This window comes from Ignavibacteria bacterium, from assembly GCA_016707005.1.
Taxonomy (GTDB): Bacteria; Bacteroidota; Ignavibacteria; order Kapaibacteriales; family Kapaibacteriaceae; genus UBA10438.
The window spans coordinates 316,338-339,364 of record JADJIQ010000004.1 but is presented as its reverse complement, the minus strand read 5'-3'; the positions used below and the strand labels follow the sequence as shown (position 1 = coordinate 339,364).

Genomic DNA, 23,027 nt, shown 5'->3' with positions numbered 1-23,027 from the left:
TTGAAAGATACGTCATTGAATCAGTTCGTATGCACGAGAGACGAATTGGCAAAAAAATGCACGAAAATCCCTGACATTATGAATAGGGAATGTATGTACATTTGAAAATGTGTTTAACGACAGAAGTGGCAATAGTTGTGGAACTTTTTTCACGGTTCTGACTCTTTGGACACAGGGAGTGCTCTATTTCGTTGGGTAGTCCTTTTTGCGAAGCATATCAAAACCCTCTTTACAAATTGCTCAGGGAACGTGATTATGAAGCGTTCGTTACTCCGAAGCATCGTCCTTGTCGGTCTTTTGACCGCGGGACTTGTTTCGATCACACGTGAGGCTACCTCACAGATCTTCGTCCAGGTTGCTGGTGGCTCAGGTGGCACCAGGGCTTGGATGCCATCAGGTTCGAATCCGAATTCGTTCCAAGATTACTGGTGGACGATCAGATCGCAGTATCTGTTTAAGGCCTCGGAACTCACGTTTCATGGAATGGCTCCTGGACAGATCACGTCGATGGCGTTCAACATCCGCACGACGTCGGTTTTTCCGGCTCGTTTGACTACGATCTACATTAAATCTGTTACCCCGGGTACACCACTCACCAATCCGATGGCTACCACCGGGATGACGATGGTGTATAATAATCCGGCGTTTCAGCTTCCGTTGCTGACCAACACACCTACATGGGTCAAGTTCGATTTCAGTTCACCGTTTATGTGGGATGGCGTAAGCGATCTTATGATCGAATACTGCTGGTCTCGGACGGCCTACACATACGTATTCCCAGAATACGAGTATTGCACCGTTTCACCGGCGTATGCCTGCCAGAACTTCTTCTATAGTGATGGCCAGAACTATTGCCTTACTTCCGTTACAGGGACTGGGTATTCATCTCGTCCGGTGGTCCAGTTTGGCGTTCTTTCTGGTATTGAAACCTCGTTCCCTGATGATGTAGATCCACGTCGGATCCTGCGCCAGGGTCAGATCTATGACGGAGTTGATCCGAACTATCCAAAGCCGTCGTTGTCCTTCCGTCAGACGGCCGGACAGAACATCAATCTCACCTACAAGATCGTTGGTCCGCTTCCTCTCACGAATGTGATCTACGAAGCACGCAAGTCCGGCAATCCAACCATGAATCACATTGCTGGTTCAAGTGGTCTATTCAACTATGAAATGACCGAAGCAACCGGTCCAGCGGCCGGTGTAAATGGAACACTCGATCTACGTTTCACTCCGGGTGGATCATACCGCGTGGATGCTACGTATCAGATCCCCGGTTACACACAGACGTGGTCGAAAGAGTTTTCGATCGCTTTTGCAAACGACCTCATGGTACGCCAGATCAGGTCGCCACTCAGTGCACCAAAGAAGTATCCTCGTGGCGTTGCGATCCCGATCTCAGCTCGCATTCAGAATGTTGGACTCAACAACGTAACGGACGCGCGTGTCATTGCAACGGTTCGTCATCAGCCAACGAATGCTGAAGTGTTTGTAGATACGTTCGATTTCTCGGGTGATCTTGCAACAGGAGACATGGCGACGATTGATTTTGAAAACTTCACAACGATGACCGTTGCGACGTATTCGATTTCGATCTGCAGTGAGCTTCTTAGTGCTGTAGATCAGCAAGCAGTGAACGATTGTCAGCCAATGATCGGAACGTATACATTTGAGACTCGTTATAATGAAGAGGTTGGCGCTTCGGCAGTTGAAGCTCCAACATCTACCGGAGTCTATTATTCGCGTCGTCCGTTCACTCCTCGCGGTCGTATCATCAACGGCGGTATTCAGGATCTGTCGAACATCCCAGTTCGCCTGCAGATCTTCCAGAATCCGGGCCGCATCCCTGTCTACAATCAGGTCGTTATCGTGCCTGATGTTGGTGCCGAATTCCCGTTGAATGTTGCGTCATTTGATTTCCCAGCATTCACTCCGCAAGTGGCCGGCCAATATGAGGCCTGTCTTACTACGGAGTATCCGGGAGATCCGGTAGCGAACAACAACCAGATCTGCCAGACATTCACGGTGCAGCCAAGCCTTGCCGGCACATACACGATCGGCACGCTGAAGCTTGGTGATCCGCGCAACTATCCAACGATCCAGGATGCTGTTGATGATCTTTATCGTCGCGGCATCGCAGGTGCAGTAGAACTTGAGCTCACCGACGCAGCTTATTCAGTTGGAAACATCGGAAGTACCCTTCCGGCGCTTGATCTTTCAGCGAAGATCATCGGCGTAGATGCAACGAACACGATCACGTTCAAGCCATCGCTTGCACGGTCGATCAACAAGGGTTCTGTGGTTGTGACGCTTAGCTCCGGATCCGGCGTTGGTGTCCTGTTTGGACAGAATGCTCTGACGTCGAATCCAAATGCCGTTCAGTTCCCATTCCAGAAGGATCCGCAGTGGGCCAACTCTGATGGCTTCATCCGCTTCGACGGCGGTGCACAGAAGTCGTTGGTGTTTGAACTGAACGCCACCACGCCGTTCCGCGCGCCGTTCTATCTGGGCGACGGCTCTCATGACATCGCGGTACGCAACTGTATCATCGGTAATGCACCATCTTCGACCCCGAGCTATGCGTCGAGCCTACCGAGCATCAACTTCGTGAACAACACGTTCTCGTATCAGGCAGATGTACGCACAGGTCCGATCACGTATTCAGCCGGTATCGTAAGTCGTCAGAAGCTTCCGATGGGCCGCGACGGCAACAACTCAGAACGACTTGACACAGTGCCTGGCTTGAACAATACGTTCCTCAACAACGAGATCTCCGGCTTCGGCTACGGAATCGTGTCGATGGGTATCGGCATGGCGATCAAGTCAAATGTCTACCAAGGGTTCTATACCAAGGGCAGCCAGATCTCGGGTAACATGATCACCAACGTGCGCATGGCCGGCATCTTCGTAGGCTATGACGATGGCGCCGTGATCAGCGGCAACCGTATCTACAACGTAGGTATTCAGGCCACGGGCGGAACGAACGTGGACGCAGCAGGTATCGTAGCCGGCGGCGTGAACCGCTACAACAACACGAACCTGAAGATCCGCGGCAATGAGATCTCTGGTGTGGTGGGCGACCTGTGGTCGCGCGGTATCAGCGTTGAGCAGGTACGCAACTCCTTCCCATCGATCACCGCCGGCGGCAACACGTACTTCCCGAACATTCCGGAAGCCACGCAGATCACGAACAATGCGATCTGGGGAATTCGCCGTCAGACGTCGACGACGAATCTGTCGGCTATCCATCTGTTCACGCAGCGCAGCACAACGCTCACGGGATGGAATCAGATCATCACGCCGTCTTTGAACAACAACCAGTACTTCACCCGTAACGACGTGGTGTATAACAACACGATCGTGCTGACCAACGACAACATCGTGGGCACAGGTCTTGTCGCCGGCGTAGGCGTGCAGCACGCCAGCGGCGCCTCGATCAAGAACAATGCGTTTGTGATGCAGAACGGCGCCTCGGCCTCGACGCTGAATCACTCCACGCTGTTCTATCAAGGCGTGCAGATGACCGACGGCAATGACCCGATGGCTCTTGTCTGCGACCGCAATGCGTATGAGAACGGCGAGGCCACAATGGCCCGCTTCGTAGAGATCAACGCCAACAGCGATGTGATCAGCCAAGGCTCGGCCGTGGAGTTCAAGTTCCTGTCGCAGTGGAGATCATGGACCAAGCGCGACATCAACTCTGTTGAAGGGACGATCTCTTCGGACATGGCCTACGGCGGCGTAGCTCCGAATCAGCGCCTGCGTGTGAAGACCAATCCAACGCCGATCGGCTCGTTGCTCAACAACCGTGGCGAGCGTTTGTCGGTGATCACAACGGATATCGACGGAGCCGCGCGCGGCTCAGCCGGTCAACCGTTTGACATCGGCGCCGACGAATTCGACGGTCGTCAGTATGTCAAGGACCTCGAAGCAGCGGCCGTTGTGAGCCCGAGCAAGTATCGTGCGGCCACCGGCACACTTTCTGACGCCGAATACGTGATGACGCAGACACCGATCAGCATCACGGGTCTTGTGCGCAACATCGGCGGTCTACCGCAGACCAACACGCCGATCCGCCTGCGCGTCTACCTCGAGACACCGGCATCGAACAACGGCGCGCTGGCCACAGCGCAGTGGAACGGTTCTGCCGTTGTCGACCGCATCGTCAATGCCACGATCAACAGCGGCGACGAAGCCAACGTTGTCTATGACCTGACGTGGGTACCGCAGTCGTACCAGCAGCTGGCAGGCATGGGCTATGTAGTCCCTGCGCATCTCTACGGCATGGCCAATAACATCTCACCGCGCTATCGCATTGAGATCTCGGTGAGCTCTGATGAGTACACGCCGAACAATGCGGTGAACAAGGTTGTCCGCTTCTTCGTAGCCCGTTCGAACGTGCGCATGCTTGCCACGGCCCGCGGCGCCTCGGTGGATCTGTATGCCGGCGTTCCAACGCAGAATCAGATCGCCTCGCGTCTGAACATCGACAGCGTGACCTACACGCTTGAGCGCATCGGCTATGCGAACAACCCAGCCGGCAGCGTGATCGCCTATGACGTGCTCGACCGCGACAACTTCGAAGAGCGCGCCATCGATTATTCGATCTACCGCACAGTGTTCTGGAGCTCGGACAACAATCCTCTCACGCGCTTTGAGCGCCGCGACCTGCGAGCCTATGTGGCCTCGGGTACGGCACTGTCGAAGAAGAATCTGGCCATCGCCGGTCAGAACTATCCTCGTCAGCACGTGGGCATGGACGTGATCAACGATCAAGCCTTCATCCAGTCCGTGCTGCGCGTGAACAACGTAGCGCCGGGCAATCCTGTGCCAACAGCACTGACGTACCACAACCGCCGCCTGCGCGGTGACGCCATCACGCGCAACTCGGTAGAGACGCTCTTCCGTACGGGCTTCCCTGGCGACGCCGAACCGCTTCCGGCTCTTGTGCGGATGTATTCCGATCCAACATCTGCGGGTGTTGCTCAGCGCGCCTATAACTACGTGCTGGGAGACCGTCAGACGCTAGACTCGATCATGGGCTCGGCTACGGCCTCGCTTGTGTCGAATGTTGTCTACCTGGGTGTTGACTGGCGCTTCTACCGCTACACGGGCGAGCGCACCGGCACCGAGCGCGTGATCCGCGGCATCTTCGACTTCTTTGAGTCCAACGGCGGCGGCATGGTTTCGGCCGAGCTGACAGCCTTTGATGCCAAGGCCCGCGGTAACAACGTGGACGTGATGTGGAACACAGCTTCGGAGACGAACAGCGACCACTTCGACGTAGAACGTGCCGATGTGATGGCCGGCAGCGATGCCGCCTTCACTATGATCGGTGCAGTTACTGCAGCCGGCGTGTCAAGCACGTCGCGTGACTACAGCTACCGCGATCTGGGTCTTGCCTCGGGCCGCTACCTCTATCGCCTGACAACGGTTGATAAGGATGGCTCGCGTTCGGTAAGCAACGAAGTGGAAGTGGTCATCGGCGCCGGCGGCCAGGCCACGATCGGCAACGTCTCACCGCAGCCTGCTACAAGCAATGCCAGCGTGGAAGTGACGATGGTCGAGAACGGCATTGCTACGGTGGAGATCATCGATGCCTCAGGAGCACGGGTTGCTCTGATGAGCGATGTCCGCCTCAATGCCGGTTCGCAAATGATCGACATCCCGGTCAATACGCTCGTCAGCGGTGCCTACACCGTGGTTGTTTCGGCCAACGGAACCACCCTGACCACGCCGCTGGTGATCCGCCGCTAAGGCACGATATTCAACGGAAAACGCCCGATGTTCGCAAGAGCATCGGGCGTTTCTCGTTTGACCTAAGTTATCCACATATTAGGACGTTATCAATATTTCACTATTTTTTGGGGTTAGATGGGGTGGATATACAAAAAGACCCCATCTACGCATTAAGCGACAATGAAATCTTGGTCTGATATAACAACAACATTCCGGAGGGAAGGTTACATGAAACACTCTTTGTTTCTACGTGTCTTCATATCGACATTCCTAGTTCTTCTAGGGATCATCACGGGTCCGCAGATCTCGAGATCTCAGATCTTTGTTGAAGTCGATGGGGGAGTAGGGGGCGTACGATCGTGGACATATACGTTCTACGTTTACAATCCACTCTCTGACTATTCAAACAACCAGCGCAACCGATACATTTATCGTGCGTCCGAGTTGTTGGCGAAGGGTATGACACCCGGCCAGATCTCTTCGATAGCATTCAATCTCAGAAATGCTACACCGTGGCCGGCGAACAGGCTTGTAACGATCAGCATGGCAAGCACTACGGCTAATGCACTTACAGGTTCGTGGGCAACTGCCGGATTCACAACGGTCTACACTAACACGGCTTTTAATCTGCCGGTGATTCCGCTTGCCGCTCCGCAGTGGGTGACGTTCAACTTCCAAACCCCGTACATGTGGGATGGTGTAAGTAACATCATCATCGACTTCTGTACCTATCGTCCCGGAAACTCATTCCTGTTCCCGGATTGGGAGTCTACGACAGTAGGGCCGCCAAATACTAATGCGTGGAATAAGCAAACGAATTATGACTTCGTTGCTATTGATCGCTGCGCTACTCCTCCCACAGTGGCCTACATCTATTCTCCCTACAATCGCCCGGTCTTGAAGTTCGGAGTTCTTTCGGGTATTGAGGCTTCCTTCCCTGATGATGTAGATCCGCGTCGTATCCTTCTTCAAGGTCAGATCTATGACGGTGTCGATCCGAGGTTCCCGAAGCCGTCATTGTCATTCCGTCAAACGGCCGGTCAGAGCATCAATCTGACGTACCGTATCGTTGGTCCGCTGCCATCTACGAACGTGATCTACGAAGCACGCAAGTCCGGCAATCCGACCATGAATCACGTTGCGGGAACAACGGCACTTTACACCTATGAGATGAATGAGGCGACAGGCCCCTCAGCTGGTGTGAACGGAAATCTTGATCTTCGATTCACGGCAGGCGGTTCATACCGATTGGAAGCATCGTACCAGATCCCAGGGTACACCCAGCAATGGTCTAAGGAGTTCTCTATTGCGTTCCCGAACGACCTGATGGTGCGTCAGATCAGATCACCGCTTTCAATTCCGCGGAAGTATCCTCGCGGTGTTGAAATGCCGGTGTCCGCTCAGATCCAAAATGTTGGTCTTAACAATGTGACCGATGCTCTCGTCATCGCCTCCATCCGCCACTTGGCAACCAATTCTGAAGTCTACCGTGACACAGTGGTCTGGAATGGAAACTTGGCTACAGGTGAAATGGCAACGGTTGACTTTGTGAACTATACAACGTTGAACGTCGCGACCTATGCTGTTACGGTGTGCACCGAGCTCTTAAGCGCTGTTGACCAACAGGCAGCAAATGATTGTCAGCCAACAACGGGTAATTACCTGTTTGAGACAAAGTATAACGAAGAGGTAGGTGCTCAAGCGATCGACGTACCTGGTATCTCTGGCACGTATTACTCGCGTCGTCCGTTCACCCTCGCGGCCGCATCATCAATGGCGGTATTCAGGATCTTTCGAACATCCCTGTTCGCCTGCAGATCTTCCAGAATCCGGGACGCATCCCAGTGTACAATCAGGTCGTGATCGTACCGGATGTTGGTGCCGAGGCACCGTTGAATGTTTCGTCAACCACCTTCCCGCCATTTACTCCACAGGTAGCCGGCCAATATGAAGCCTGCCTTACCACGGAGTATCCGGGTGATCCTGTAGCGAACAACAATCAGATCTGTCAGACTTTCACGGTGCAGCCAAGCCTTGCCGGCACATATACGATCGGCACGCTCAAGCTGGGTGATCCACGCAACTATCCAACGATCCAAGATGCTGTTGATGATCTGTATCGTCGCGGCGTTGCCGGCGCAGTGGAGTATGAACTCACCGATGCTGCGTATTCCGTTGGAAATGGCTCTGGTCCGACACCGGCACTTGACCTAACAGCGAAGATCATCGGCGTAGACGCAACGAACACGATCACGTTCAAGCCGGCGCTTGCTCGTTCAATCAACAAGGGTTCTGTTGTTGTGACCTTGAATTCGGGTAACGGTGTTGGTGTTCTTTTCGGTCAGAACTCAACGCCAACAAATCCTCTCACGGTTCAGTTTGAGTTTCCAACCGATCCGCAATGGGCGAATACTCCTGGCTTCATCCGCTTTGATGGCGGTGCCCAGAAGTCGTTGGTGTTTGAACTGAACGCCACCACGCCGTTCCGCGCTCCGTTCTATCTGGGCGACGGCTCTCATGACATCGCGGTACGCAACTGTATCATCGGTAATGCACCATCTTCCACGCCGAGCTATGCGTCGAGCCTACCGAGCATCAACTTCGTGAACAACACGTTCTCGTATCAGGCAGATGTGCGCACGGGCCCGATCACGTATTCAGCCGGTATCGTAAGTCGTCAGAAGCTTCCATTGGGCCGCGACGGCAACAACTCAGAGCGTCTCGATACGATCCCAGGTTCGAACAATACGTTCCTCAACAACGAGATCTCTGGCTTCGGCTACGGCATCGTGTCGATGGGTATCGGCATGGCGATCAAGTCAAATGTCTACCAAGGGTTCTACACCAAGGGCAGCCAGATCTCTGGTAACACGATCACGAATGTCCGCACGGCCGGCATCTTCGTAGGCTATGACGATGGCGGTGTGATCAGCGGCAACCGTATCTACAACGTGGGTGTACAGGCCACTGGTGGAACGAACGTGGACGCAGCAGGTATCGTAGCCGGCGGTGTGAACCGCTACAACAACACGAACCTGAAGATCCGCGGCAATGAGATCTCTGGTGTGGTGGGCGACCTGTGGTCGCGCGGTATCAGCGTTGAGCAGGTACGCAACTCCTTCCCATCGATCACCGCCGGCGGCAACACGTACTTCCCGAACATTCCGGAAGCCACGCAGATCACGAACAATGCGATCTGGGAATTCGCCGTCAGACGTCGACGACGAATCTGTCGGCTATCCATCTGTTCACGCAGCGCAGCACAACGCTCACGGGATGGAATCAGATCATCACGCCGTCTTTGAACAACAACCAGTACTTCACTCGTAACGACGTGGTGTACAACAACACGATCGTGCTGACCAATGACAACATCGTGGGCACAGGTCTTGTCGCCGGCGTAGGCGTGCAGCACGCCAGCGGCGCCTCGATCAAGAACAATGCGTTTGTGATGCAGAACGGCGCCTCGGCCTCGACGCTGAATCACTCCACGCTGTTCTATCAAGGCGTGCAGATGACCGACGGCAATGACCCGATGGCCCTTGTCTGCGACCGCAATGCGTATGAGAACGGCGAGGCCACGATGGCGCGCTTCGTAGAGATCAACGCCAACAGCGATGTGATCAGCCAAGGCTCGGCCGTGGAGTTCAAGTTCTTGTCGCAGTGGAGATCATGGACCAAGCGCGACATCAACTCTGTTGAAGGGACGATCTCTTCGGACATGGCCTACGGCGGCGTAGCTCCGAATCAGCGCCTGCGTGTGAAGACCAATCCAACGCCGATCGGCTCATTGCTCAACAACCGCGGCGAGCGTTTGTCGGTGATCACAACGGATATCGACGGAGCCGCGCGCGGCTCAGCCGGTCAACCGTTTGACATCGGCGCCGACGAATTCGACGGTCGTCAGTATGTCAAGGACCTCGAAGCAGCAGCCGTTGTGAGCCCGAGCAAGTATCGCGCGGCCACCGGCACGCTTTCTGACGCCGAATACGTGATGACGCAGACACCGATCAGCATCACGGGTCTTGTGCGCAACATCGGCGGTCTCCCGCAGACCAACACGCCGATCCGCCTGCGCGTCTACCTCGAGACACCGGCATCGAACAACGGCGCGCTGGCCACTGCGCAGTGGAACAGCTCGCCAGTTGTCGACCGCATCGTCAATGCCACGATCAACAGCGGCGACGAAGCCAACGTTGTCTATGACCTTACGTGGGTACCGCAGTCCTACCAGCAGCTGGCCGGCATGGGCTATGTCGTGCCTGCGCGCCTCTTCGGCATGGCCAATAACATTTCGCCGCGCTACCGCATTGAGATCTCGGTGAGCTCTGATGAGTACACGCCGAACAATGCGGTGAACAAGGTTGTCCGCTTCTTCGTCGCCCGTTCGAACGTGCGCATGCTGGCCACGGCCCGCGGCGCCTCGGTGGATCTGTATTCGGGCACGCCGACGCAGAATCAGATCGCTTCGCGTCTGAACATCGACAGCGTGACCTACACGCTTGAGCGCATCGGCTATGCGAACAACCCAGCCGGCAGCGTGATCGCCTATGACGTGCTCGACCGCGACAACTTCGAAGAGCGCGCCATCGATTATTCGATCTACCGCACGGTGTTCTGGAGCTCGGACAACAATCCACTCACGCGCTTTGAGCGCCGCGACCTGCGTGCCTATGTGGCCTCGGGTACGGCACTGTCGAAGAAGAATCTGGCCATCGCCGGTCAGAACTATCCTCGTCAGCACGTGGGCATGGACGTGATCAATGACCAAGCCTTCATCCAGTCTGTGCTGCGCGTGAACAACGTGCCGCCGGGCAATCCTGTGCCAACAGCACTGACGTATCACAACCGCCGCCTGCGCGGTGACGCCATCACCCGCAACTCGGTAGAGACGCTCTTCCGTACGGGCTTCCCTGGCGACGCTGAACCGCTTCCGGCCCTTGTGCGGATGTACTCGGATCCAACGTCTGCGGGTGTTGCTCAGCGCGCCTACAACTACGTGCTGGGAGACCGTCAGACAACGGACTCGATCATGGGCTCGGCTACGGCCTCGCTTGTGTCGAATGTTGTCTACCTGGGTGTTGACTGGCGCTTCTACCGCTTCACGGGCGAGCGCACCGGCACCGAGCGCGTGATCCGCGGCATCTTCGACTTCTTTGAGTCTAACGGCGGCGGCATGGTTTCGGCCGAGCTGACAGCCTTTGATGCCAAGGCCCGCGGCAACAACGTGGACGTGATGTGGAACACAGCTTCGGAGACGAACAGCGACCACTTCGACGTAGAACGTGCCGATGTGATGGCCGGCAGCGATGCCGCCTTTGCAACGGTGGGTACGGTAGCCTCGGCCGGCGTGTCAAGCACGTCGCGTGACTACAACTTCCGCGATCTGGGTCTTGCCTCGGGCCGCTATCTCTATCGCCTGACAACGGTTGATAAGGATGGCTCGCGTTCGGTAAGCAACGAAGTAGAAGTGGTCATCGGCGCCGGCGGCCAGGCCACGATCGGCAACGTCTCACCGCAGCCTGCTACAAGCAATGCCAGCGTGGAAGTGACGATGGTCGAGAACGGCATTGCTACGGTGGAGATCATCGATGCCTCAGGAGCACGGGTTGCTCTGATGAGCGATGTCCGCCTCAATGCCGGTTCGCAAATGATCGACATCCCGGTCAATACGCTCGTCAGCGGTGCCTACACCGTGGTTGTTTCGGCCAACGGAACCACCCTGACCACGCCGCTGGTGATCCGCCGCTAAGGCACGATATTCATCGGAAAACGCCCGATGTTCGCAAGAGCATCGGGCGTTTCTCGTTTGACCTAAGTTATCCACATATTAGGACGTTATCAATATTTCACTATTTTTGGGGTTAGATGGGGTGGATATACAAAAAGACCCCATCTACGCATTAAGCGACAATGAAATCTTGGTCTGATATAACAACAACATTCCGGAGGGAAGGTTACATGAAACACTCTTTGTTTCTACGTGTCTTCATATCGACATTCCTAGTTCTTCTAGGGATCATCACGGGTCCGCAGATCTCGAGATCTCAGATCTTTGTTGAAGTCGATGGGGGAGTAGGGGGCGTACGATCGTGGACATATACGTTCTACGTTTACAATCCACTCTCTGACTATTCAAACAACCAGCGCAACCGATACATTTATCGTGCGTCCGAGTTGTTGGCGAAGGGTATGACACCCGGCCAGATCTCTTCGATAGCATTCAATCTCAGAAATGCTACACCGTGGCCGGCGAACAGGCTTGTAACGATCAGCATGGCAAGCACTACGGCTAATGCACTTACAGGTTCGTGGGCAACTGCCGGATTCACAACGGTCTACACTAACACGGCTTTTAATCTGCCGGTGATTCCGCTTGCCGCTCCGCAGTGGGTGACGTTCAACTTCCAAACCCCGTACATGTGGGATGGTGTAAGTAACATCATCATCGACTTCTGTACCTATCGTCCCGGAAACTCATTCCTGTTCCCGGATTGGGAGTCTACGACAGTAGGGCCGCCAAATACTAATGCGTGGAATAAGCAAACGAATTATGACTTCGTTGCTATTGATCGCTGCGCTACTCCTCCCACAGTGGCCTACATCTATTCTCCCTACAATCGCCCGGTCTTGAAGTTCGGAGTTCTTTCGGGTATTGAGGCTTCCTTCCCTGATGATGTAGATCCGCGTCGTATCCTTCTTCAAGGTCAGATCTATGACGGTGTCGATCCGAGGTTCCCGAAGCCGTCATTGTCATTCCGTCAAACGGCCGGTCAGAGCATCAATCTGACGTACCGTATCGTTGGTCCGCTGCCATCTACGAACGTGATCTACGAAGCACGCAAGTCCGGCAATCCGACCATGAATCACGTTGCGGGAACAACGGCACTTTACACCTATGAGATGAATGAGGCGACAGGCCCCTCAGCTGGTGTGAACGGAAATCTTGATCTTCGATTCACGGCAGGCGGTTCATACCGATTGGAAGCATCGTACCAGATCCCAGGGTACACCCAGCAATGGTCTAAGGAGTTCTCTATTGCGTTCCCGAACGACCTGATGGTGCGTCAGATCAGATCACCGCTTTCAATTCCGCGGAAGTATCCTCGCGGTGTTGAAATGCCGGTGTCCGCTCAGATCCAAAATGTTGGTCTTAACAATGTGACCGATGCTCTCGTCATCGCCTCCATCCGCCACTTGGCAACCAATTCTGAAGTCTACCGTGACACAGTGGTCTGGAATGGAAACTTGGCTACAGGTGAAATGGCAACGGTTGACTTTGTGAACTATACAACGTTGAACGTCGCGACCTATGCTGTTACGGTGTGCACCGAGCTCTTAAGCGCTGTTGACCAACAGGCAGCAAATGATTGTCAGCCAACAACGGGTAATTACCTGTTTGAGACAAAGTATAACGAAGAGGTAGGTGCTCAAGCGATCGACGTACCTGGTATCTCTGGCACGTATTACTCGCGTCGTCCGTTCACCCCTCGCGGCCGCATCATCAATGGCGGTATTCAGGATCTTTCGAACATCCCTGTTCGCCTGCAGATCTTCCAGAATCCGGGACGCATCCCAGTGTACAATCAGGTCGTGATCGTACCGGATGTTGGTGCCGAGGCACCGTTGAATGTTTCGTCAACCACCTTCCCGCCATTTACTCCACAGGTAGCCGGCCAATATGAAGCCTGCCTTACCACGGAGTATCCGGGTGATCCTGTAGCGAACAACAATCAGATCTGTCAGACTTTCACGGTGCAGCCAAGCCTTGCCGGCACATATACGATCGGCACGCTCAAGCTGGGTGATCCACGCAACTATCCAACGATCCAAGATGCTGTTGATGATCTGTATCGTCGCGGCGTTGCCGGCGCAGTGGAGTATGAACTCACCGATGCTGCGTATTCCGTTGGAAATGGCTCTGGTCCGACACCGGCACTTGACCTAACAGCGAAGATCATCGGCGTAGACGCAACGAACACGATCACGTTCAAGCCGGCGCTTGCTCGTTCAATCAACAAGGGTTCTGTTGTTGTGACCTTGAATTCGGGTAACGGTGTTGGTGTTCTTTTCGGTCAGAACTCAACGCCAACAAATCCTCTCACGGTTCAGTTTGAGTTTCCAACCGATCCGCAATGGGCGAATACTCCTGGCTTCATCCGCTTTGATGGCGGTGCCCAGAAGTCGTTGGTGTTTGAACTGAACGCCACCACGCCGTTCCGCGCTCCGTTCTATCTGGGCGACGGCTCTCATGACATCGCGGTACGCAACTGTATCATCGGTAATGCACCATCTTCCACGCCGAGCTATGCGTCGAGCCTACCGAGCATCAACTTCGTGAACAACACGTTCTCGTATCAGGCAGATGTGCGCACGGGCCCGATCACGTATTCAGCCGGTATCGTAAGTCGTCAGAAGCTTCCATTGGGCCGCGACGGCAACAACTCAGAGCGTCTCGATACGATCCCAGGTTCGAACAATACGTTCCTCAACAACGAGATCTCTGGCTTCGGCTACGGCATCGTGTCGATGGGTATCGGCATGGCGATCAAGTCAAATGTCTACCAAGGGTTCTACACCAAGGGCAGCCAGATCTCTGGTAACACGATCACGAATGTCCGCACGGCCGGCATCTTCGTAGGCTATGACGATGGCGGTGTGATCAGCGGCAACCGTATCTACAACGTAGGTGTACAGGCCACTGGTGGAACGAACGTGGACGCAGCAGGTATCGTAGCCGGCGGTGTGAACCGCTACAACAACACGAACCTGAAGATCCGCGGCAATGAGATCTCTGGTGTGGTGGGCGACCTGTGGTCGCGCGGTATCAGCGTTGAGCAGGTACGCAACTCCTTCCCATCGATCACCGCCGGCGGCAACACGTCCGAACATTCCGGAAGCCACGCAGATCACGAACAATGCGATCTGGGGAATTCGCCGTCAGACGTCGACGACGAATCTGTCGGCTATCCATCTGTTCACGCAGCGCAGCACAACGCTCACGGGATGGAATCAGATCATCACGCCGTCTTTGAACAACAACCAGTACTTCACTCGTAACGACGTGGTGTACAACAACACGATCGTGCTGACCAATGACAACATCGTGGGCACAGGTCTTGTCGCCGGCGTAGGCGTGCAGCACGCCAGCGGCGCCTCGATCAAGAACAATGCGTTTGTGATGCAGAACGGCGCCTCGGCCTCGACGCTGAATCACTCCACGCTGTTCTATCAAGGCGTGCAGATGACCGACGGCAATGACCCGATGGCCCTTGTCTGCGACCGCAATGCGTATGAGAACGGCGAGGCCACGATGGCGCGCTTCGTAGAGATCAACGCCAACAGCGATGTGATCAGCCAAAGGCTCGGCCGTGGAGTTCAAGTTCTTGTCGCAGTGGAGATCATGGACCAAGCGCGACATCAACTCTGTTGAAGGGACGATCTCTTCGGACATGGCCTACGGCGGCGTAGCTCCGAATCAGCGCCTGCGTGTGAAGACCAATCCAACGCCGATCGGCTCATTGCTCAACAACCGCGGCGAGCGTTTGTCGGTGATCACAACGGATATCGACGGAGCCGCGCGCGCTCAGCCGGTCAACCGTTTGACATCGGCGCCGACGAATTCGACGGTCGTCAGTATGTCAAGGACCTCGAAGCAGCAGCCGTGGTGAGCCCGAGCAAGTATCGCGCTGCCGCCGGCACGCTTTCAGATGCCGAATACGTGATGACGCAGACACCGATCAGCATCACGGGTCTTGTGCGCAACATCGGCGGTCTCCGCAGACCAACACGCCGATCCGCCTGCGCGTCTACCTCGAGACACCGGCATCGAACAACGGCGCGCTGGCCACTGCGCAGTGGAACAGCTCGCCAGTTGTCGACCGCATCGTCAATGCCACGATCAACAGCGGCGACGAAGCCAACGTTGTCTATGACCTTACGTGGGTACCGCAGTCCTACCAGCAGCTGGCCGGCATGGGCTATGTCGTGCCTGCGCGCCTCTTCGGCATGGCCAATAACATTTCGCCGCGCTACCGCATTGAGATCTCGGTGAGCTCTGATGAGTACACGCCGAACAATGCGGTGAACAAGGTTGTCCGCTTCTTCGTCGCCCGTTCGAACGTGCGCATGCTGGCCACGGCCCGCGGCGCCTCGGTGGATCTGTATTCGGGCACGCCGACGCAGAATCAGATCGCTTCGCGTCTGAACATCGACAGCGTGACCTACACGCTTGAGCGCATCGGCTATGCGAACAACCCAGCCGGCAGCGTGATCGCCTATGACGTGCTCGACCGCGACAACTTCGAAGAGCGCGCCATCGATTATTCGATCTACCGCACGGTGTTCTGGAGCTCGGACAACAATCCACTCACGCGCTTTGAGCGCCGCGACCTGCGTGCCTATGTGGCCTCGGGTACGGCACTGTCGAAGAAGAATCTGGCCATCGCCGGTCAGAACTATCCTCGTCAGCACGTGGGCATGGACGTGATCAATGACCAAGCCTTCATCCAGTCTGTGCTGCGCGTGAACAACGTGCCGCCGGGCAATCCTGTGCCAACAGCACTGACGTATCACAACCGCCGCCTGCGCGGTGACGCCATCACCCGCAACTCGGTAGAGACGCTCTTCCGTACGGGCTTCCCTGGCGACGCTGAACCGCTTCCGGCCCTTGTGCGGATGTACTCCGGATCCAACGTCTGCGGGTGTTGCTCAGCGCGCCTACAACTACGTGCTGGGAGACCGTCAGACAACGGACTCGATCATGGGCTCGGCCACGGCCTCGCTTGTGTCGAATGTTGTCTACCTGGGTGTTGACTGGCGCTTCTACCGCTTCACGGGCGAGCGCACCGGCACCGAGCGCGTGATCCGCGGCATCTTCGACTTCTTTGAGTCTAACGGCGGCGGCATGGTTTCGGCCGAGCTGACAGCCTTTGATGCCAAGGCCCGCGGCAACAACGTGGACGTGATGTGGAACACAGCTTCGGAGACGAACAGCGACCACTTCGACGTAGAACGTGCCGATGTGATGGCCGGCAGCGATGCCGCCTTTGCAACGGTGGGTACGGTAGCCTCGGCCGGCGTGTCAAGCACGTCGCGTGACTACAACTTCCGCGATCTGGGTCTTGCCTCGGGCCGCTATCTCTATCGCCTGACAACGGTTGATAAGGATGGCTCGCGTTCGGTAAGCAACGAAGTAGAAGTGGTCATCGGCGCCGGCGGCCAGGCCACGATCGGCAACGTCTCACCGCAGCCTGCTACAAGCAATGCCAGCGTGGAAGTGACGATGGTCGAGAACGGCATTGCTACGGTGGAGATCATCGATGCCTCAGGAGCACGGGTTGCTCTGCTGAGCGATGTGCGCCTGAATGCCGGTTCGCAAATGATCGACATCCCAGTCAATACGCTCGTCAGCGGTGCCTACACCGTGGTTGTTTCGGCCAACGGAACCACCCTGACCACGCCGCTGGTGATCCGCCGCTAAGGCACGATATTCAACGGAAAACGCCCGATGTTCGCAAGAGCATCGGGCGTTTCTCGTTTACGGACAGGTGTGTCTTCTAGGTTCTAGGCTTCAACTGCCTGATGGATCACGTCCATACAGGAAACCGAGCAGGTGTGTTCAAACTGCTGCTCGCAAGCTTCGCACGTGAGATGTTGCTTGTTGCACAATTGGTTCGCACAGTTGATATATCGTTCGGTAGGGGCGTCGCAATGAATGCAACGTCCAACGATACGTCGGTCATCTGTGTGATTGATCTCCACCGCGATGCGTGAATCAAAAACGTAGCATAGACCGTCCCAAAGTGCACCCTTTGTTTCCTCGTCCTTCCCATAGGTTACGATGCCGCCATCGAGCTGGTAGACGTCAGTAAACCCATCGTTGATCATGAAGGCCGTGAGCTTTTCGCAACGCACTCCGCCTGTGCAATAGGTGAGGATCGGGACATCTTTCTTATCGCCGAGATGTTCACGGATCCACGTAGGGAATTCACGGAAAGACTCTACGTCAGGTCGGATCGCGCCACGGAAATGTCCGATGTCAAACTCATAATCGGTCCGACCATCCAACACGATCGCATCGCCCCTTTCAAGACGTTCTTTCCATTGAGAGGGGGCTAGCCGGTGTCCAGTGATGCTGTTCGGGTCAGATGGAAGGTCTGCGCGGAAGGTCACGAGTTCCTTCTTGATCCGCACGAACATCTTCTCGAAGGTATGACCCTCTACCTCGTCGATCTTGAACGGCATGCTCGCAAAACGCGGATCGGCATGCAGAGCGGCTCGGTATTGATCGCACGCCTCGATAGGGCCGGATACGGTCCCATTGAGACCTTCTTCGGAAACCAAGATCCGACCTTTCAATCCAAGACGCTGACAGAGTTCTCGGTGTTCGTTGGCAAACCCCTCAGGGTCAGAGATCGGAACGAACGCGTAATAGAGCAAGACATGGTACACTGTACTGATCCTCAATGCGTCGAAAATGTGTACAAATCTACGAGGTACGGACGCTACGAGAGGCATCGACCTTCGTAGATTTGCTGTTGCAGCATTTAAAGAGATGACGATCCCCACTACCATTCGTGGCGGATTGGTTGTTGCGGTCATGTTGTGCGTCCAATGCACAACCTTGAACGCACAGGTCAGTCCGTATCCCTACCTATCCGCACCCCGTCTAGAACGTGGCGTGCGTAGCCTGCTTGATGCCGGGATGGTCCGCCGTGCAGCTGCCGAGGTGGAGGCCCTCTCCCAGAACCGACGTCATTCATCGGTCTATGACGTGGTTGCGTTCGACAGAACCGATGTACTTCGTCTATCTCAGAATAGAGCAGGCGCCGATCGCGAGATGGACGCCTTCCTCCGTGAACGATCCAACTCACCATTCGCGCCTCTTGCGTGGATGGAACGTGCAGTAACGGCACTCGAAGACAAGGACTACGAAGCTGCATCGGACCTGTTCGATCGATGTGCAACTGCTTCGCATGAAGCCATGGCCGAACGCAATGACACGTTCTATGTCCGTCTCGAACACTCTTCTCGATTCTGGGAAGGGGCTTGCCGGGCATCGCTCGGACAATACAAAGAAGCGCTTCAAGCATTTCAGGCGTGTGTTGAAGCCGATACAGCCGGACAATTCGCAGCATACTCTCACTACGCTACCGGTCAGCTCCACGATAGAAATGGAGATCTGCAACAAGCAATTTCTTCCTATTCGATCGTACGAACCCGGTATTCGTTCTCAGACGTAGTGGTGGCCTCTCGCATTCGAGAAGCGATTGACTTGGTGTCACTGCGCAGACCTGAACGTGCATTGGATGTCCTTATCGGGATCGAATCCATCATTGAAGCGAAGCCGAATGATAGTGTCCCGATGCAGATCGACGCCGATGCTGCAAATGAAGAGGTAGCACTCGTACGTGCTGAAGCTCACACGCTCAGAGGCAGATACAACGAAGCATACGACAGTTGCGTGGTCTTCCTCCAGAGATATCCGTCATCTGTGTATCGTTGGCATGTTCATCTTCACGCCGGCCTCAATGCACTGAACACGAACGGACCTGATGCAGCACAAAAACACTATGAGGCCATCCTCGATTCGGTGCCTGATGACGCATCACCGATCCGCCAGCAGGCATTGCTGTATCATGCTCTCAGCCTAAAGCGCCTTGGACGAAGTGATGATGCGGTGAAAGCTTTTGCCGCGTTGGCGTCTCAGTCCGGATACGTCTATCAGTCTCAAGCACTCGTGGAGATGGGGCAGGCATCCTACGAGTCTGGTGATTTCGACAAAGCAAGGAAGGCCCTCGAACGTGCTGAACGTGAATCGCGCGACGCACCAACCTCCATGCGGGCACATGTGCTGCTGGGTGCCACTCTCATCGAGTTGCAACAGTGGGGCAAGGCTGCTCAGGCCTATGAAAGGGCTCAGCGCATTGCAGAAGAGGCGGCTGATGAGTTTCTGCCCGATAGAAAGCTCTACCTCGCAGAGATCAGACTCAAGCGCGGAATCTGTCTGGTTCAATCAGGCCAAACGCAAAATGCCATTGCCGCTCTCACCGACTATCTGGGGAACCACCCAACGGATCTCCAACGTGATGAGGCAACGTTCTGGCTGGCCGAGTCAATGTATCGTGCTGATCTCTTGAAGAATGCTCAAGAATTGTATGAAGAGGTAGTGAAGCGATACACGGCAAGTCAGCGAAGAGAAGAGGCAATGTATGGCCTTGCGTGGACGTACTTCCGGAAGCGAGACTTTGACCGTTCAACATCGATGTTCGGCGAACTCCTTCGCACCTATCCATCCTCGCGATATGCCGCCGAGGCACTTACCCGCCGCGGCGACGGATTGTATATCTCAAGACAGTTTCGCGCTGCCGCTGAACAATACGAACAGGCCGCGCTGAAGGCACCATCTACGGAAGAAGGACAATACGCTGCATTCCAAGCCGGACAGGCTTCGTATCGGGCCGGAGACCTCAACGGAGCGGTAGAGAATATGAAGCGGTTCGTGCAGAAGTATCCGATGAACAGGCTTGCCGACGATGCAATGTATCTCATCGGGTGGATCGACTTCCAGCAACGCAACGATGCCAAGGCCATTGAGGATTTTCAAAGACTGCTCACGGCATATCCGGACGGAGATCAAGCAGTTCGAGCATTGTACACCATCGCCGATGCACAATACAATCTTGGCGAGATCGATGCCTCCATGGCAACGTATCGCAGTGTGATCTCTCGTTTCCCGTCACATCCATTGGCGTCTGAAGCAGCGAAGAGTATGCAGGTGGCGCTGATCGGAATGGGGCGGACACAGGAAGCACTCGACATCGCAGATACACTCATCAATGCCAATCCACAGTCCGGCGCTGCTGAAGAGTTTTCATTCAAGAAGGCAGAGATCTTCTATTCAGGTCGGAACTATACCAGTGCAGCTTCCGAATTGGAAGCCTATATGAAGCGGTATCCGTCGTCGCAACGACAGGACGAAGCGCTCTATCTCCTAGGACGGACCTATCTCACAATGAACGATCTACCTCAAGCTCGTTCTTCATTCACAGAGATAGAGAAGCGGTATCCGCAAAGCCCCTTCATCGTCTCCTCGAAACTCGATCTCGCAGAACACTTTGCCAAGAGTGCTAACAGCGGGGCTGCTGATTCGATCTACGCCATTGTGTGGACGAAATTCGCCTCCGATACTGATGCGGCATCGCGTGCCGGTTACGAACGCGCACTCATCGCTCGTATGCGAGGAGATACTGCCGAGGCCATAGCACTCTATCGCACCACTGCCGATCGATACGCAGGCGCAGAGTATGCTGATCAAGCCCGCTATCAAGTGGCTGCACTCTATCGAAGGACGGGTGTTTCGGACAGTGCCCAATATCATCTTGGTCTCCTTGCCCAGCGTTCAGACAAACCGCAGTTCGCCTCGAATGCGCTGTATGAACTTGGAACGATCTTCCTGCGCGAAAAACGCTATGACGAAGCCGTTGTTCAGTACGAACGTGTCAGACAGGAGTATGCCGGATATGAGGACTGGTACACGCTGAGTCTTCTCGCTCTCGGGGAGTGTTATGAGGCACTCAAACGATTCGATGAAGCCCGAGATGTCTATGAGATGGTAATGAGGCTTCGTCCAGATGATGACTATGGAAAGACGGCCGACGCACGCCTCAAACGACTCAAGAAGGTGCGTCGATGAGATCCATCACCACCATCTTCGGTCTCGTATTCTGTTCTGCGATGATGTTTGCGCAACAACAGCCACCATCGCAGCCGCCGAATAGTCCGATCGAGCTTCCGGAATTCCTTGTGACGGGTAAGGAGCTGATCAATGTTGGCGCTGGTGCAAAGAGCGCACCGCAGCGTCCGCCGTTGTTGTCAGCAACACGCCTTGATTCCTTGAATCCAACAGAAAAGCAACCGATCCCTGCCTTGCCTGCTCGCCCCTTACCACAGTATCGCAGAACGTCAGTTGTTTGGCCCGGTTATCTGCAGGCAGAGATCGGCAACTACATCACACCGAACGTCTTGGCAGGGTATTCGTTTGTGGCAGGGGGCTATCGACTTGACTTTTCCGGAGATATACAGGCAAGTGACGGATGGGCAGACAACACCCAATATCTCACAACCGGTTTGAAGGTGGTGAGTACCTACGTTGCACCTGATAAGTTCATTTTCTTCGGCGGTAGCACTACACAGGCTGATCTAGGTCTCCGTCACCGTTCTTACAGACTCTTTGCCCGACCTGATGCCCTTGAGAGAACCCACACGTCAATGGATCTGGGTGTAGGTGTGGATGGGAAGTATGAAGATGTACGGTATCAAGCTAAGGCCTCGTGGACGAGTCAATCACTGTCTACGTCATCAATGCGTGATGTCTCCGACAACGTTTTTCGTGGCTCTTTGCGAGCTGAACAGCAGTGGAAGAGTGCAGACGTTGGTTTGATGATGGATATGCGCTTGCAGACCTATGCAGAAAACGCCTACCCGTTCGTAGAGGCCGGTGCGTATGGACGTTGGGTTGCCAAAACACTGCGCATTGCCGGGGGAGCGGGCGTTCAATGGGCCACTTCAAGTACTGGCGTAGACAGATTTGGTCTAGGCGTGGGTGGACAGGCCGATCTTTTCCTTGGTCCGGATCTCACAGTAACGGCTGCTGTTCGCAGTGGAATGAGGTCTGTGACCTTCCGTGACCTGGTAATGATGAATCCCTACATCGATGACTCCGTGCGCTTGGACGCTGCCTATGACATCGTTGACCTGAGAGGCACCATCACATTCCACCCATCGGTTCGCACAACCATCAGCGCTGGTGTACGGATGAGACAGACCGATCGTGAACCCGTGTGGGTACCGGGACAGAACGGAATGTTCAGTGTTGATTATAGAACCGTGAGTCTGTTTGAGATCAATGCCGACGCACGGTTCATCATTACCCCACGAGACATTGTGGTTGCTGATGTTCGGATGACCACTGCTTCGGTATCCGAGGCTTCTGCCCAGCCATATCTTCCGAGTATTCGTGCCTCTGCCGACTATCAACGAACGTGGTTCGAAGCGCTTCGTACCGGAGTTGGGGTCGTCTATATTGGTCAGCGATGGGCTGATCTTGCCAACACAATTGCTCTCAGCGGGTATGCAGACCTCAGGCTGAACGCATCCTATACGATCTCGTCGTCATTTGACCTCCACGCCCGAGCCGAGAACCTACTTGGCAGCACGGTGATCCTCTGGGATGGATATCGTGAGCGGGGTATTTTTGTCACTGTTGGCTGTACCTGGAAGTTCTGATC

Annotated in this window: 13 protein-coding genes; 12 read left to right on the top strand and 1 reads right to left on the bottom strand. The window is 55.1% G+C overall.

The annotated features are described in order from the left end of the window. Positions 1-255: 255 nt before the first annotated feature. The 10 genes from IPI29_08050 to IPI29_08005 all read left to right on the top strand — a co-directional run bounded on the left by IPI29_08050 (position 256) and on the right by IPI29_08005 (position 17,218). On the top strand, positions 256-5,754 hold the full coding sequence (locus tag IPI29_08050) for a T9SS type A sorting domain-containing protein (protein MBK7412491.1): 5,499 nt from the start codon (positions 256-258) through the stop codon (positions 5,752-5,754). 210 nt (positions 5,755-5,964) lie between these two features. Next, complete coding sequence (locus IPI29_08045; protein MBK7412490.1) at positions 5,965-7,599, top strand: hypothetical protein; 1,635 nt, start codon at positions 5,965-5,967, stop codon at positions 7,597-7,599. Beyond that, positions 7,581-9,041 carry a hypothetical protein gene (locus IPI29_08040; GenBank protein MBK7412489.1) on the top strand — a complete coding sequence of 487 codons (1,461 nt, stop codon included), beginning with the start codon at positions 7,581-7,583 and terminating at the stop codon, positions 9,039-9,041. Before IPI29_08045 ends, IPI29_08040 begins: the two co-directional genes overlap by 19 nt. Then, on the top strand, positions 9,038-11,488 hold the full coding sequence (locus tag IPI29_08035; protein ID MBK7412488.1) for a T9SS type A sorting domain-containing protein: 2,451 nt from the start codon (positions 9,038-9,040) through the stop codon (positions 11,486-11,488). Before IPI29_08040 ends, IPI29_08035 begins: the two co-directional genes overlap by 4 nt. Positions 11,489-11,697: 209 nt before the next feature. Further along, positions 11,698-14,796, top strand: coding sequence for a right-handed parallel beta-helix repeat-containing protein (locus tag IPI29_08030; GenBank protein MBK7412487.1), 3,099 nt, complete (start codon positions 11,698-11,700; stop codon positions 14,794-14,796). After that, positions 14,768-15,169 carry a hypothetical protein gene (locus IPI29_08025; protein MBK7412486.1) on the top strand — a complete coding sequence of 134 codons (402 nt, stop codon included), beginning with the start codon at positions 14,768-14,770 and terminating at the stop codon, positions 15,167-15,169. Before IPI29_08030 ends, IPI29_08025 begins: the two co-directional genes overlap by 29 nt. Further along, complete coding sequence (locus IPI29_08020; protein ID MBK7412485.1) at positions 15,108-15,407, top strand: hypothetical protein; 300 nt, start codon at positions 15,108-15,110, stop codon at positions 15,405-15,407. The genes IPI29_08025 and IPI29_08020 overlap by 62 nt, the downstream gene beginning before the upstream one ends. After that, positions 15,401-15,790 carry a hypothetical protein gene (locus tag IPI29_08015; protein ID MBK7412484.1) on the top strand — a complete coding sequence of 130 codons (390 nt, stop codon included), beginning with the start codon at positions 15,401-15,403 and terminating at the stop codon, positions 15,788-15,790. The genes IPI29_08020 and IPI29_08015 overlap by 7 nt, the downstream gene beginning before the upstream one ends. Next, on the top strand, positions 15,724-16,551 hold the full coding sequence (locus tag IPI29_08010; GenBank protein MBK7412483.1) for a hypothetical protein: 828 nt from the start codon (positions 15,724-15,726) through the stop codon (positions 16,549-16,551). The genes IPI29_08015 and IPI29_08010 overlap by 67 nt, the downstream gene beginning before the upstream one ends. Continuing rightward, a complete protein-coding gene (locus IPI29_08005) occupies positions 16,499-17,218 on the top strand; it encodes a T9SS type A sorting domain-containing protein (GenBank protein ID MBK7412482.1) in 720 nt (239 codons plus the stop codon). The genes IPI29_08010 and IPI29_08005 overlap by 53 nt, the downstream gene beginning before the upstream one ends. Before the next feature lie 83 nt (positions 17,219-17,301). On the opposite strand, the gene IPI29_08000 is transcribed toward IPI29_08005, so the two are convergent. Further along, the gene (locus IPI29_08000) at positions 17,302-18,255 is read right to left on the bottom strand and encodes a rhodanese-related sulfurtransferase (GenBank protein MBK7412481.1); all 954 of its coding nucleotides are present in this window, start codon (positions 18,253-18,255) and stop codon (positions 17,302-17,304) included. A gap of 163 nt (positions 18,256-18,418) precedes the next feature. On the opposite strand from IPI29_08000, the gene IPI29_07995 reads away from it, so the two are divergent. Continuing rightward, the gene (locus IPI29_07995; GenBank protein MBK7412480.1) at positions 18,419-21,433 is read left to right on the top strand and encodes a tetratricopeptide repeat protein; all 3,015 of its coding nucleotides are present in this window, start codon (positions 18,419-18,421) and stop codon (positions 21,431-21,433) included. Continuing rightward, complete coding sequence (locus tag IPI29_07990) at positions 21,430-23,025, top strand: TonB-dependent receptor (GenBank protein ID MBK7412479.1); 1,596 nt, start codon at positions 21,430-21,432, stop codon at positions 23,023-23,025. The genes IPI29_07995 and IPI29_07990 overlap by 4 nt, the downstream gene beginning before the upstream one ends. Positions 23,026-23,027: the final 2 nt, after the last annotated feature.

What these genes read in the sequence shown, in the direction of transcription:
- IPI29_08050 (MBK7412491.1), top strand. Translation starts at nt 256, where the DNA reads ATGAAGCGTTCGTTACTCCGAAGCATCGTCCTTGTCGGTCTTTTGACC.
- IPI29_08045 (MBK7412490.1), top strand. Translation starts at nt 5,965, where the DNA reads ATGAAACACTCTTTGTTTCTACGTGTCTTCATATCGACATTCCTAGTT.
- IPI29_08030 (MBK7412487.1), top strand. Translation starts at nt 11,698, where the DNA reads ATGAAACACTCTTTGTTTCTACGTGTCTTCATATCGACATTCCTAGTT.
- IPI29_08005 (MBK7412482.1), top strand. Translation starts at nt 16,499, where the DNA reads ATGGGCTCGGCCACGGCCTCGCTTGTGTCGAATGTTGTCTACCTGGGT.
- IPI29_08000 (MBK7412481.1), bottom strand. Translation starts at nt 18,255, where the DNA reads ATGCCTCTCGTAGCGTCCGTACCTCGTAGATTTGTACACATTTTCGAC.
- IPI29_07990 (MBK7412479.1), top strand. Translation starts at nt 21,430, where the DNA reads ATGAGATCCATCACCACCATCTTCGGTCTCGTATTCTGTTCTGCGATG.